Raw genomic sequence first — 13,691 nt, forward strand, 5'->3', positions numbered from 1 at the left:
TCTCGGCGTCGGCTTGGCCGTGTTCGCCGGGTCCTCGCTGTCAGCGGCCCGCCCTGGCAAACGGCTCGACCAGCTTCAAGCTGGCGGCGAGACGGATGCTGCGCTTGCCGGCGAGCGCGGTCGCTTCCATTTCGGCGCCCTTGTCATCGCAGTGGCCGGAGAAGCCGATGCCCACCTCATAGCCACCGAACAAGGGATGCTCGCTCTTCGCCGGCGTGTGTTCCTGATTGACGAATTCGCCTTTCCAGCGACCGTTTGCAGAAGAATAGGCACCGAGATAATAGAAGAAGGCATCGCCGCCGAGGATGCGGCCGTCGCGCAGCAACATCACGCCGGTATGGCCGCCGCCAATTCCATCCAGCATACGGATGTCGATCGAATAGAGCCCACTGACGATGCCGGCCTCGCCGATCGCGCCGGGCGGCGGAACGTCATCGTCGCCGAGCGGCGTCATCACGGCGCGAAACACCGAGGCGTCCTCGACCACTTCTCCCGCGAAGCGGTAGAGCTTGCCCTGCTGTCGACCGCGAATGCTGATTGTGACGGCGTCGGAACTGACCAGCCTTCTGTGCTGCAGCGACCGGCTGTGACGCTTCGTCCGGAGCCTGGCGACGATTTCGCCGTCCACAATCTCGTAGGTGCCGAAGTGGGCGAAGGCCGTGTTGCCGCCAAGCATTTTTCCGGCATGGGCATACAGCACGCTGCGGCCGGAGCCGTCGTTGATCTCGTACTCGACCTTGTACAATCCCTCCACCACACGCCCCGAACTTGCTCTGTTGCCAGCTTAGCGGGTCTGCCAGCCCCGGTAACTATCTATCCTGACGCAGGGCCGAGGTCTCAAGCGTAGCGTACCGCACCTTACGAAGCGCGGCGAGGCTAATGCACCGCCCGCTTCCGTCGTCCCGTCCACCACAGCGTCAGGTTCCAGCCGATGCAGGTGGCGAGTGCGCAACTCAAACCGATCGACGAGCCGAACTGCGTAACTGCGACGTGCAGCACCGCGATCGCCATCCCGAAGCCGAGCAGGCCCCAGGCGGAGTTGGCGAGCACGGCTGCCGTCGGCGGGCCGCCGATGCGCGGGTGCAGGATCACCATCATGCTGGTGAACACGATCGGGTAGAGCGCGATCACGCCGGAGACACGTGGACCGACCCAGCCCGAGGTCGACACCACGATCGCAACCAGCGTTGCCACCAACGCCGCGCGGAACGGAATGTCGTACCAGCGGCGCGTCACCAGCGGCATCTTCACATGGCGATATTTTGCGAGCAGCGGAATGCAGATGCCGAAGGCGACGACGTTGACGGCCAGCCCCGCGGCAAGCGTCCACTCGAACAGGCGGATGATCGAGGCCAGCACGATCCAGACCCCGACCGCGCTTGCGACACTCACGACAAAGCTCTGCCGCTGCGCCAGCACGACATAGATGAGGCCCATGAAGATCGTCGCCGCGTTGATCGGAAGACTGGCCAGCGCGCCTTGCGCAATGAAGGCGGCGTCATGGTCGATCGCGAGGAAGACATAGGAGGGACCGGCCGACACGGGCAAAGTCGCGACCAGCGCGCCGATCACCGGTCCGGAGCGCTCGGTGATGACCGACGCCGACACGACGAACGCCGCAGCGATCGCCATACGCAGCAGGAGGAGAATGATGAAGTGGAGTTCGGCGGACATTGTTGGCTTCTTACCCTCCCCTGGAGGGGGAAGGTCGGCTCATATTGAGCGCAGCGAAATATGAACCGGGGTGGGGTGACAGTCTCTCGACGGACACAGTGCCCGAGTGGAGAGATCACCCCACCCCGCTCGCGCTGCGCGCGAACGACCCTCCCCCTCCAGGGGAGGGTACAGAGAGTCACATCCGCTGCATCGACACCGAGACCTTCGGGCCGTTCTTGATGGTCTGATAGACCACGCAATAGCGCTCGGTGAGTTTCAGCAACAGATCGAGCTTGTCCTGCGGCGCATCGGTGTCGACCTCGAAGCGGAGGCGGATCTCGGCGAAGCCGACCGGGGTCTCCTTGTCGACGCCGAGCGTGCCGCGGAAGTCGAGATCACCCTCGGCATAAACGTTGCCGGTCTTCAGCGGCACCTCGATCGCGGTCGCCACCGACTTCAGCGTGACGCCGGCACAGGCGACCAGCGCTTCCAGCAGCATGTCACCGGAGCAGAGCTCGAGGCCGGAGCCGCCGGTGGCGGGATGGAGGCCGGCAAGCGCGATAGCACGGCCCGTCTCGACCTTGCAGGCGATGCCTTCGCCCTCGGTCGAACCCTTGGCCTTCAGCGTGATCAGCGCGGCCTTCGGGTCGGTCTTGTAGCGTTCCTTGATCGGGGCCTGCATCTGACGCAGTTCTGCGGCATCCATTGTCGTTCTCTCCCGGGAAAATCGCCTTTCGATGTACCGGCTTACCGAGAAAATGTCACCACCACATGGCCTGCCCGGGACCCTGGGTTGCGTCCCGGTCGGGCACGCTGCGGTCGAGCGAACGGTCGAGAGCCGTCAGCACACTCCGCTTGAAGTTCTCGAAAAGCGGCGAGTTGCGGTCGCGTGGCCGGCCGAGATTGATCTCGATCTGGTCGAACAGCCGGCCCGGCCGCGGCCGCATCACCAGCACGCGATCGGCCAGCACCACCGCCTCATCGACGTCGTGGGTGACGAGGATGAGCGTCGGCCGCGTGTCGGCCCAGAGGTCGAGCAGATGATCCTGGAGATCTCTGCGGGTGAAGGCGTCGAGTGCCGAGAACGGCTCGTCGAGCAGCAGCACCTCGGGCTGCGGCACCAGCGCGCGGGCAATCGCGACGCGCTGCGCCTGTCCGCCGGAGAGCTCGCGCGGCCAGGCCTGCGCCTTGTCAGCGAGCCCGACGCGCGCGAGCGCACGCGCCACTTTCTCGCGCCGCTCCGCCGCGGAGATATCTGCGAGGCCGAAACCGATATTGTCGGCGACACTGAGCCAGGGCAACAGCCGCGGTTCCTGGAAGATGATGCCGATCTTGGCGTGCGGCGAATTGATCGCTTCGCTGTCGAGCGTCACCGTGCCGGAGGAGGCGCGATCGAGACCGGCGATGGCGCGAAGCAAGGTTGACTTGCCGCATCCGGACCCGCCGATGATGGCGATGATCTCGCCCTGGCGGATCTCGGCGGAGAAACGCGCCAGCGCCTGCACGCCATTGGGATAGGTCTTGCTGACCCGGTCGAGTGCCAGCATCGCTCAACTCCCCTTCGCACGCACGAAGGCATCCTGCCAGCGCAGGAAGGGCGCGGCAGCAACCTCGATCAGCCAGTCCGTGAGCTTGCCGAGGATGGCGAAGATCACGATGGCGGCCAGGATCTGCGCAGGCTTGCCGAGCTGCTGGCCGTCGAGCAGGAGATAGCCGAGGCCCTCGGAAGCGCCGATCAGCTCGGCCGCCACCACAAACATCCAGCCGAGGCCAAGACCCACGCGCAAGGATACGACATAGGCCGGCAGCACCGCGGGCAATAGGATGCGGCGGATCATCGCCGGGCCGGACAGACGGAAGGTGCGGCCGACCTCGACGATCTTGCGATCGACCGAGAGGATCGCACCCATCACGCCGAGATAGACCGGAAAAAACACGCCAACCGCGATCAGCGCGATCTTCGAGGTCTCGAAGATGCCGAGCCAGAGGATGAACAGCGGCACCCAGGCGAGCGATGGGATCGCGCGCAGCGCCTGCACGGTCGGATCGAGCAGCCGCCGCGCCAGCGACCAATAACCGGAGATGGCGCCCAGCAGCGTGCCCGCGACGACGCCGAACGCGAAGCCGAGCCCGACGCGCCACAGCGTCGCGGTGATGTGGCGGACAAGCTCGCCGGAGCGGGCCAGCTCGCTGATGGTGGCAAATACGCGCGAGGGCGGCGGCACCAGCCGGCCGTTGGACCAGCCCAGCCACACCACGAGCTCCCAGCCGAGCGCCAGCGTCAGCGGCAGCAGCACGCCCAGCAGCGGCCGCGCATAGCGCGACAGGCGCGAGGGCGCCGCGGCGTTCTCGGCCCTATCAGAGGTTTGTTGCAGGACTGGCGCGTCGGAGATCATGGCCGGTAGGAAGCGCGTCTGGCGCGGGAATGCAACACTACTATTGCCGCGCCTCAGTGGTCGTCCCGGCCTTCGCCGGGACGACAGCCGAGTTTGTTGCGCGCGCCTGCCTCTATCGTACCGACCTCAATTCGTCGGCAGTGGAACCTGGTCGTCGATCAGGGCGTCGAGCGTTGCCTTGACGTCGACCTTGGCGTCGACGACACCCGCCTGCTGCAGCGCGAGGCCGGCGGCGAGGATCGACTCGCGCTGGGGCGCGCCGATGCGGCTGTGGGTCAGCTCGGTGCGTTCCTTGAGCTGCTTGTCGACGACCGCTTCGGGCAGTTTCGTCACCGCGATGAAGGTCTTCTTGAGCTCGTCGTAATTCGCCAGCGAATATTTCCGCGCTTCCTCATAGACCGCGAGGACGCGGCGGGCGGCCTCCGGATGGTCCTTCAGGAACTGCTCGCGCACATTGAGGATGCCCCAGGTGTTGGCGTCGGCCTTGCGGTAGAACAGCTTGGCGCCCTCCTCGACCTCGGCCTGCGCCATCATGGGATCGAGGCCGGCCCAGGCGTCGACGTCGCCGCGGATTAGCGCGGTCTTGCCGTCGGCGTGCTGGAGCAGCACCGGTGTGATGTCCTTTTCGGTGAGGCCGGCGCTGAGCAGCGCGCGCACCAGGAAGATGTGCGGATCGGTGCCGCGCGTGACCGCGACGCGCTTGCCCTTGAGATCAGCAAGGCTCGCAATCTTGGAGTCCTTGCCCGTGACCAGCGCGGTCCATTCAGGGCGCGAATAGACGTAGATCGACTTGATCGGGTTGCCGTTGATGCGGGCGACCAGCGCCGCCGAACCGGCGGTCGAGCCGAAATCAATCGAGCTGGCGTTGAGGAATTCGAGCGCCTTGTTGGAGCCCGCCGACTGCACCCAAGTGACGGTGATGCCGTCCTTGGCGAACTCCTTCTCCAGCAGGCCCTTCTGCTTCAGCACCATCGAGACCGGATTGTAGGTGGCCCAGTCGATGCGGATTTCCTTGAGTGGATCGGCGGCCCGCGCCGCAGGGTTCACGGCAAGAGCCACAGCTCCCGCCAGCAGAATGCGTCGTGTAATCCTGGTCATGCCCAGCCTCCTCAAAAACTTTATTGTTTTTCAATGAGTTATATCTAGAAATCAACGAGAAAATCCGACCCTCGAAAGCGGGATGGCTGAGAACAGATTTGCCCGAAGCAGGGCTTTTCCAGCATGGAACGACTACTGCCAGAGAATGGCGGGTGACAGCGCCTGTCGCCTCTTATATCCGGTGAGACATGGACAGCGTCGCGACCGAGCCAAAGCCACAGACGGATGACCGCTTCGACACTGCGCGGATCACCGCCGCGGTCGACGCGCTCGCCGAAAAGCACGAGGGCCGCGAGGACGCGTTCCGCACCGCCGTCGCGCAACTGCTCAAGGCCGAGCTGATCGCGGCGCGCGCCGCGGCGCAGGCGATCCTGTTGAAGGACCGTCACGGCCGCCGCTGCGCCGAGCGGCTGTGCCACGTGCAGGACGAGATCATCCGCATCCTGTATTCGGCCGCGACCCGCCATCTCTACCGCTCGCCGATCCCGAGCGGCGCCGAGCGCATGGCCGTGGTGGCGACCGGCGGCTATGGCCGCGGCCTGATGGCTCCGGAATCCGACATCGATCTGTTGTTCATCCTGCCTTACAAGCAGACCGCCTGGGGCGAGCAGGTCGCCGAAGCCATCCTCTATTGCCTCTGGGACATGGGGCTGAAGGTCGGCCACGCCACGCGCTCGGTCGATGAGTCGATCCGCCAGGCTCGCGGCGACATGACGATCCGCACCGCCATCCTGGAGACGCGCTTCCTCACCGGCGACAAGCCGCTCTATGACGAGCTGGTCGAACGCTTCGACAAGCAGGTGGTGCAGGGCACCGCGTCCGAATTCGTCACCGCAAAGCTCGCCGAACGCGAGGAACGGCACCGCCGCGGCGGCCAGTCGCGCTATCTGGTCGAGCCCAACGTCAAGGACGGCAAGGGCGCCCTGCGCGACCTGCACACGCTGTTCTGGATCGCGAAGTACGTCTACCGAGTCCGCGACACCGACGAGCTGGTCGAGCGCGGCGTGTTCGACGCCCAGGAATATCGCAGCTTCCGCCGCTGCGCCGATTTCCTCTGGTCGGTGCGCTGCAATCTGCATTTCTATTCCGGCCGCGCCGAGGAGCGCCTCTCCTTCGACCTCCAGCGCGAGATCGCGATCCGGCTCGGCTACACCTCGCATCCCGGCATGCAGGACGTCGAGCGCTTCATGAAGCACTACTTCCTGGTCGCCAAGGAAGTCGGCAACCTCACCGCCATCCTCTGCGCCAAGCTCGAGGACCAGCAGGCCAAGCCCGCACCGGTGCTGAGCCGGATGATGGCGCGGCTGCGGCCCAGCACTGTGAAGCGGCGCGTCCCCGACAGCGACGACTTCATCGTCGACAACAACCGCATCAACGTCGCCGCGCCCGACGTGTTCAAGCACGATCCGGTCAATCTGATCCGCATCTTCCGCCTGGCGCAGAAGAACAACCTCGCCTTCCATCCGGACGCGATGCGCGGCGTGACGCGCTCGCTCAACCTGATCAACGGGCAGCTGCGCGAGAATCCCGAGGCCAACCGGCTGTTCATGGAGATCCTGACCTCCAACGACGCCGAGACCGTGCTGCGGCGGATGAACGAGACCGGCGTGCTCGGCCATTTCATCCGCGCCTTCGGCAAGATCGTCTCGATGATGCAGTTCAACATGTATCATCACTACACCGTCGACGAGCACCTGATCCGCTGCATCGGTTTCCTCCAGGACATCGAGCGCGGCGGCATCGAGGAGTTCGCGCTCGCCAGCGACCTGATGCGCAAGACGCGGCCCGAGCACCGCGCGGTGATCTACATCGCGACGCTGCTGCACGACGTCGCCAAGGGCCGGCCCGAGGATCATTCGATCGCTGGCGCTAAGGTCGCGCGCCGGCTTTGTCCGCGGCTCGGCTTCAGCCCGGCCGACACCGAGCTCGTGGCCTGGCTGATCGAGGAGCATCTGACGATGTCCACGGTCGCGCAGTCGCGCGACCTCTCCGATCGCAAGACCATCGAGAATTTCGCCGCCGTGGTGCAATCTGTCGAGCAGATGAAGCTGCTGACGATTCTCACCACCGCCGACATCCGCGGCGTCGGCCCGGGCGTGTGGAACGGCTGGAAGGCGCAGCTGTTGCGCTCTCTTTATTATGAGACCGAGCCGGTGCTGACCGGCGGCTTCTCGGAGGTCGATCGCGGCAAGCGCCTCTCGGCCGCCTACGCCGAATTCCGCATGGCGTTTGCCGAATGGCCGGAAGACGAGCTCGACGCCTATATCGGCCGGCACTATCCGGCCTATTGGCTCAAGGTCGAGCTGCCGCGCAAGATCCGTCATGCCCGCTTCGTCCGCTCCAGCGAGCAAGCCGGGCACAAGCTGGCGATCAATGTCGGCTTCGACGAGGTGCGCGGCGTCACCGAGCTGACCATCTTCGCCGCCGACCATCCCTGGCTGCTGTCGATCATTGCGGGCGCCTGCGCCTCGGCCGGAGCCAACATCGTCGACGCCCAGATCTACACCACGACCGACGGCCGCGCGCTCGACACGATCTCGATCTCCCGGGAATACGATCGCGACGAGGACGAAGGACGGCGCGCCACGCGCATCGGCGAGATGATCGAGGACGTGCTGGAAGGCAAGCTGCGCCTGCCGGAAGTCGTGGCGCGGCGCACCGTACGCAGCAAGGCGAAGCCCTTCGTGGTCGAGCCGGAGGTGACCATCAACAACCAATGGTCGGATCGCTACACCGTGATCGAGGTCTCCGGCCTTGATCGCCCCGGCTTGCTCTACGAACTGACCACCGCGATCTCGAAGCTCAATCTCAACATCGCCTCGGCCCATGTCGCGACCTTCGGCGAGCGCGCCCGCGACGTGTTCTACGTCACCGATCTCCTGGGCGCACAGATCAACGCCCCGACGCGCCAGGCCGCGATCAAGAGCGCGCTGACCCATGTGATGGCCGGCGACAAGGCGGTTCAGCCGGCGGCATGACAGGGAGCGGCTAAATCTCCACGCCCTCGTGCCGCAGCAGCCAGCGTTTGCGCTCCAGACCCCCACCATATTTCACCAGCGAACCGTCCGCGCCGATCAGGCGATGGCAGGGCAGCACCACGCTGATCGGATTGGAGCCATTGGCGTGGCCGACAGCGCGAATCGCTCTGGGCATGTCGATCTTCGCGGCGAGCGCGCCATAGCTCATCGTGGTGCCGGCGGGGATCTGCGCGAGCGCCTTCCAGACCTTCTGCTGGAACGGCGTGCCGGCGATACGCCATGCGATGCTCGCGAGCTGGCCGAGATCGCCGTCGAAATAGCGCGACAGCGCAGTCCGCATTCCCGTCGGCGCAGGCCGATCCGTCAGCTCCACCGTCCCATGATGCAGGCGCAGCAGCTCGCGCATGCGGTGCTCATAGTCTTCCCAATCGAGCGCGCGCAACGCGCCATCGGCATCGGTGACGAGCAGCGCGATCCCGATCGGCGTCGCCAGGCGGTCGAGACCGTACATTATGGAGGGCTTGGTTGATCGAGCGGACATTGCGGCACCAGGCAATCGAAACACGCCTGTCGCACTTGCCACGCCGGCCGTGCTAACGTCCACCCGAAAGCTGAGGCTTTGGGGGGGCTCAACTTGAATCTGATCGCCAATATCCTGGTGGCGCTGGTCGCCGCATTGCATGGCTTTTTCCTGATCCTGGAGATGTTTCTCTGGGACAAGCCGCCAGGCCTGAAGGTGTTTCGCAACACGCCCGAGAAGGCCGAGATCACGAAGGTGCTGGCCGCCAATCAAGGCCTTTATAACGGCTTCCTCGCCGCCGGCCTGATCTGGGGTCTGGTTCACGGCAATCCCGCCTTCGCATTCCAGATCAAGGTATTCTTCCTGCTTTGCGTGATCGTGGCCGGCGCTTATGGCGCTGCGACCGTCAACTCGCGCATCCTGATGGTGCAGGCGCTGCCGGCAGCGATCGCGCTGGCGGCATTGTTCCTGACCTAAGACGCTTTGACGCTACGGCGCACCGTCGCGCTCCTTGCGCGGAGCTGTGCCTTCCTCCACAATCTTTGGCAGCGATGGCGACCGTTGCAATCAACGGGAAAAGACCATCGGCCGGAAATTCCGTCAGGAGGAACATCCCAAGATGAATAATCGCAGAGCCTTCCTAGCTGCCACGGCAGCGCTCGCCGTCACGTTTTCGGCCAGCCAAGCCCTCGCCCAGAAGAAATACGACACCGGTGCGACCGACACCGAGATCAAGATTGGCCAGACCGTGCCGTTCTCCGGCGCCTATTCCGTCTATGCCAATATCGGCAAGACCCAGGCCGCCTATATCAAGATGATCAACGATCAGGGCGGCATCAACGGCCGCAAGATCAATCTGATCCAGTATGACGACGCCTATTCGCCGCCGAAGACGGTCGAGCAGGTGCGCAAGCTGGTCGAAGGCGACGAGGTGCTGTTCACCTTCCAGCTGATCGGAACCGCGGCCAACGCCGCCGTGCAGAAATATCTCAACGGCAAGAAGATCCCCCAGCTGCTCGCCTCCACAGGCGCCGCGCGATTCAACGATCCGCAGAACTACCCGTGGACCATGGCTTACAATCCCAACTACGTGTCCGAGGGACGGATCTACGCCAAGTACATTCTGGCCAATCATCCCAATGCCAAGATCGGCGTGCTCTACCAGAACGACGACATGGGCCGCGACTATCTCGCGGGCCTCAAGAGCGGCCTCGGCGACAAGGCCAACATGATCGTCGGCGAAGTCTCCTACGAAGTCACCGATCCGACGGTGGATTCACAGGTGGTCAAGCTGAAGTCGATGGGCGTCGACCTGTTCTATGACGCCTCCACGCCCAAGTTCGCAGCGCAGGCCATCAAGAAGCTCGCCGACCTCGGCTGGACCCCGGTGCATATCCTCGACATCAATGCGAGCCCGGTGTCGGCGACACTGAAGCCGGCCGGCCTCGACATCTCCAAGGGCATCATCTCGACCAATTACGGCAAGGACCCCGGCGATCCCCAGTGGAAGGACGATCCGGGCGTGAAGGCCTTCTTCGCGTTCATGGACAAGTATTTCCCGGAAGGCGACAAGCTCAACACCATCAACACCTACGCCTATTCAGTGGCTGAGCTGCTGGTGCAGGTGCTGAAGCAGTGCGGCGACGACCTGACGCGCGAGAACGTGATGAAGCAGGCCGCCAATATCAAGGGCTACACGCCGAGCCTGGCGCTGCCCGGCATCAAGATCAACACCGGGCCGAACGACTATCGCGTCAACAAGCAGATGCAGATGATGAAGTTCAACGGCGAACGCTGGGAGCTGTTCGGACCGATCATCGAGGATTCGGGCCCGTCGGGTTAGGCAGGAACTGATCTCGTAGGGTGGGCAAAGACGCGCGAGCGACGTGCCCACCGTCTTTCCACGATAGACATCGTGGGCACACGCTGGATGCGCATTCGCGCACCCAGCGCTTTGCCCACCCTACGAACCTAACCCACCCTACCAACTACTCCGGTATCTCGCCGAAATTCTTCCCCACCGGCAACACCGCGTGGCGGATCAGCCGCGAATCCTCGACCGCAGCCTGGCGGTGCTTCACGGCCTCGCGATAGACGGGATCGCGGATCATCTCGACGAAGGCGGCAACGCTCGGATATTCGGCGATGAAGCAATGGTCCCAGCGCTCGTCCTGCGGGCCGATCAGCATCAATTCGAACCGGCCCTGCCAGACGATGCGGCCGCCGAGGCGCTCGAACACCGGGCCGCTCTCGCGGCCATAGGCCGCATAGGCTTCCGCGCCGCTCGCCTTGCGGCCATCGGGATAAGCCGCCTCTTTGCGCAAGCGCACCAGATTGAGCATGTGGATCGGACCGGGGCGGTCGTTGTCCCGGAATTGCGCGAAGATCTCCTTGGTCGGATCGATGTGGCCCATGAGCGTTCCCTCTTCTTGTGGCGGCGATCCTAGCTTCGCCGCCGCGGATGCGGAACTGCGGCGGCCGAATGCCCCACCTCCTAATCGCGCGTTAACGCCGGGGTAACCCGGCCTTAAACAGCGACCGCTAGCGTGCGGCGGGGCGGGCTGACCGGGCGTTTTGCGTATGGCGTGGGGAAAGAAAAAGGGTGGGCGCAAGGAGCCGCTGTTCGGCTTGCCCGCAGCGCTTTCCGATCTGCGCCTTAACCCGGCGGACCGCATTCCCGGCGGCGAGGACAAGCCCAAGAAAACAACGAAATCATCCGCCAAGCGCAAGAGCGAGGAGGCCGGCGACGAGCCGCCGCGCGAGCGCAAGGCACAGGCCAGCCGCAGCGGTGCGAAACGCCGCGCGAAGACGCGCGGTGGCTTCGGCCTCGGCCGCCTGGTCTATTGGGGCGCGGTGCTGAGCCTGTGGGGCGTGATCGCCGTGATCGGCGTCGTGATCTATGTCGGCGCCCATCTGCCGCCGATCCAGTCGCTCGAAATCCCCAAGCGCCCGCCGACGATCCAGATCGTTGGCATCGACGGCAGCATGCTGGCGCAGCGCGGCGAGATGGCCGGCGCCAATGTCGCGCTGAAGGACCTGCCGCCCTATCTGCCCAAGGCGTTCATCGCCATCGAGGACCGCCGCTTCTATTCGCATTACGGCATCGATCCGGTCGGCATCCTGCGCGCCCTCGTCACCAACGTGCTCCATCGCGGCGTGTCGCAGGGCGGCTCGACCCTGACGCAGCAGCTCGCGAAAAACCTGTTCCTGACCCAGGAGCGCACCATGCAGCGCAAGCTGCAGGAGGTGGAGCTCGCGATCTGGCTGGAGCGCAAGCATTCCAAGAACGAGATTCTGGAGCTTTACCTGAACCGCGTCTATTTCGGTTCGGGCGCCTACGGCGTCGAAGCTGCGGCGCAACGCTATTTCGGCAAGTCGGCGAAGAACGTGACGGTCGCCGAGGCCGCGATGCTGGCCGGCCTCGTCAAGTCGCCCTCGCGCCTTGCGCCGAACCGCAATCCGGAAGGCGCCGAAGCGCGCGCGCAACTCGTGCTCGCAGCGATGGCGGATGCCAAATTCATCACGGACGAGCAGGCCAAGGCTTCGATCGGCCATCCCTCCTACAACGTGAAGCCGGTCGGCGCCGGCACGATCAACTATGTCGCCGACTGGATCGGCGAGGTGCTGGACGATCTGGTCGGCCAGATCGACGAAAGCATCAAGGTCGAGACTACCATCGATCCCAAGCTGCAGAGCGTGGCGGAAGCCGCCATCATCGACGAGCTCGCCGCCAAGAGCGTGAAGTTCAACGTCAGCCAGGGCGCGCTGGTCGCGATGACGCCGGACGGCGCGGTGCGGGCCATGGTGGGCGGCCGGAACTATTCCGACAGCCAGTACAATCGCGCGGTCACCGCCAAGCGCCAGCCGGGCTCCTCGTTCAAGCCGTTCGTCTATCTCACCGCGCTGGAGCAGGGCCTGACGCCCGACACGATGCGCCAGGACGCCCCGATCGAGGTCAAGGGCTGGCGTCCTGAGAACTACACCCACGAATATTTCGGGTCGGTGACGCTGACGCAGGCGCTCGCGATGTCGCTCAACACGGTCGCGATCCGTCTCGGCCTCGAGGTCGGACCGAAGAACGTGGTGCGCACGGCGCACCGGCTCGGCATCTCCTCCAAGCTCGAGCCCAACGCCTCGATTGCGCTCGGCACCTCCGAAGTCTCCGTCGTCGAGCTGGTCGGCGCCTATGCGCCGTTCGCCAATGGCGGCCTCGCCGTAGCGCCGCATGTCGTCACGCGGATCAGGACGCTGAGCGGCAAGCTGCTCTACATGCGCCAGCCGGAGGAGCGCAACCAGGTCGTCGATCCCCGCTATGTCGGCATGATGAACGCGATGATGCGGGAGACGCTTGTTTCAGGCACGGCCAAGAAGGCCGACATCCCCGGTTGGCCGGCGGCCGGCAAAACCGGCACCAGCCAGGATTATCGCGACGCCTGGTTCATCGGCTACACCGCGAGCCTCGTCACCGGCGTCTGGCTCGGCAATGACGACAACTCGCCGACCAAGAAAGCGACCGGCGGCGGGTTGCCGGTCGAAGTCTGGACGCGCTTCATGAAGACGGCGCATGAGGGCGTGCCGGTGGCGGCGTTGCCGAGCACACCAGGCGGCTGGGGTCTGTCGAACCTCGCGCAAGCGGCCTCGCAGATCTCGCCGCCGACGGCGATCGCACCGGCGCCGCCCAACAACGGCGGCTATCGCCCGCCGCCGCCCACGCGCGCCAACGCCCGACCGGAAGCTGCGGCAGGACTCGACGGCTGGCTGATGGACCGGTTGTTCGGCGGAAACCGATAGCTTCAGGCCAAGGTCTCGCTGAGAATTTCGGTGAGAATTCTTAGGGCCTCACAACAAGCTGCGAAAACAACCCCATGCACAGTAGCCGGTGCTAGCAAAATCAAAGGCTTGCGGAGACAGTCTCGCAGGACTTGAGCCTGCGCTGCCAGGTGCTGTTATCCTTCGGCAAGTCCTGCCTATCGCGGCAAGATCGACCTGGACCGGCGACGCCCCGAAAGCAAAAACATCAGTTCCTTCAAGCGCTCGTCAGCG

The 13,691-nt window shown here is 64.7% G+C and carries 12 protein-coding genes; 4 read left to right on the top strand and 8 right to left on the bottom strand.

The annotated features are described in order from the left end of the window. Positions 1-40: 40 nt before the first annotated feature. The 6 genes from SE91_RS34430 to SE91_RS34455 form a co-directional block, all read right to left on the bottom strand. Complete coding sequence (locus SE91_RS34430) at positions 41-757, bottom strand: hypothetical protein (protein WP_060737388.1); 717 nt, start codon at positions 755-757, stop codon at positions 41-43. 119 nt (positions 758-876) lie between these two features. Beyond that, complete coding sequence (locus SE91_RS34435) at positions 877-1,674, bottom strand: hypothetical protein (protein WP_008540461.1); 798 nt, start codon at positions 1,672-1,674, stop codon at positions 877-879. Positions 1,675-1,852: 178 nt separating this feature from the next. Next, entirely contained in the window at positions 1,853-2,362 is a 510-nt protein-coding gene (locus SE91_RS34440) for an OsmC family protein (RefSeq protein WP_060737389.1), read from the bottom strand. A 55-nt stretch (positions 2,363-2,417) separates the two neighbouring features. Beyond that, the gene (locus tag SE91_RS34445) at positions 2,418-3,203 is read right to left on the bottom strand and encodes an ABC transporter ATP-binding protein (protein ID WP_008540449.1); all 786 of its coding nucleotides are present in this window, start codon (positions 3,201-3,203) and stop codon (positions 2,418-2,420) included. Positions 3,204-3,206: 3 nt separating this feature from the next. After that, positions 3,207-4,052, bottom strand: coding sequence for an ABC transporter permease (locus SE91_RS34450; RefSeq protein WP_061850793.1), 846 nt, complete (start codon positions 4,050-4,052; stop codon positions 3,207-3,209). A gap of 126 nt (positions 4,053-4,178) precedes the next feature. Then, a complete protein-coding gene (locus tag SE91_RS34455) occupies positions 4,179-5,150 on the bottom strand; it encodes an aliphatic sulfonate ABC transporter substrate-binding protein (protein WP_061850794.1) in 972 nt (323 codons plus the stop codon). Positions 5,151-5,338: 188 nt separating this feature from the next. Between SE91_RS34455 and SE91_RS34460 the strand changes: the two genes are divergently transcribed. Further along, the gene (locus tag SE91_RS34460) at positions 5,339-8,128 is read left to right on the top strand and encodes a [protein-PII] uridylyltransferase (protein ID WP_061850795.1); all 2,790 of its coding nucleotides are present in this window, start codon (positions 5,339-5,341) and stop codon (positions 8,126-8,128) included. 10 nt (positions 8,129-8,138) lie between these two features. Here the strand turns inward: SE91_RS34460 and SE91_RS34465 are convergent, their stop codons facing one another. Continuing rightward, the gene (locus tag SE91_RS34465) at positions 8,139-8,669 is read right to left on the bottom strand and encodes a methylated-DNA--[protein]-cysteine S-methyltransferase (RefSeq protein WP_061850796.1); all 531 of its coding nucleotides are present in this window, start codon (positions 8,667-8,669) and stop codon (positions 8,139-8,141) included. Positions 8,670-8,768: 99 nt separating this feature from the next. On the opposite strand from SE91_RS34465, the gene SE91_RS34470 reads away from it, so the two are divergent. Both SE91_RS34470 and SE91_RS34475 read left to right on the top strand, forming a co-directional pair. After that, positions 8,769-9,125, top strand: a complete 357-nt coding sequence (locus SE91_RS34470) for a DUF1304 domain-containing protein (RefSeq protein WP_082813947.1) — start codon at positions 8,769-8,771, stop codon at positions 9,123-9,125. A gap of 142 nt (positions 9,126-9,267) precedes the next feature. After that, the gene (locus tag SE91_RS34475; RefSeq protein WP_061851469.1) at positions 9,268-10,491 is read left to right on the top strand and encodes an ABC transporter substrate-binding protein; all 1,224 of its coding nucleotides are present in this window, start codon (positions 9,268-9,270) and stop codon (positions 10,489-10,491) included. Positions 10,492-10,636: 145 nt separating this feature from the next. On the opposite strand, the gene SE91_RS34480 is transcribed toward SE91_RS34475, so the two are convergent. After that, positions 10,637-11,062 carry a DUF1330 domain-containing protein gene (locus tag SE91_RS34480; RefSeq protein ID WP_060737395.1) on the bottom strand — a complete coding sequence of 142 codons (426 nt, stop codon included), beginning with the start codon at positions 11,060-11,062 and terminating at the stop codon, positions 10,637-10,639. 166 nt (positions 11,063-11,228) lie between these two features. On the opposite strand from SE91_RS34480, the gene SE91_RS34485 reads away from it, so the two are divergent. Next, on the top strand, positions 11,229-13,439 hold the full coding sequence (locus SE91_RS34485) for a transglycosylase domain-containing protein (protein WP_061850798.1): 2,211 nt from the start codon (positions 11,229-11,231) through the stop codon (positions 13,437-13,439). The last annotated feature ends 252 nt before the right edge of the window (positions 13,440-13,691 follow it).

The sequence above is a fragment of the Bradyrhizobium sp. DOA1 genome (assembly GCF_001593325.1).
Classification (GTDB): Bacteria; Pseudomonadota; Alphaproteobacteria; order Rhizobiales; family Xanthobacteraceae; genus Bradyrhizobium.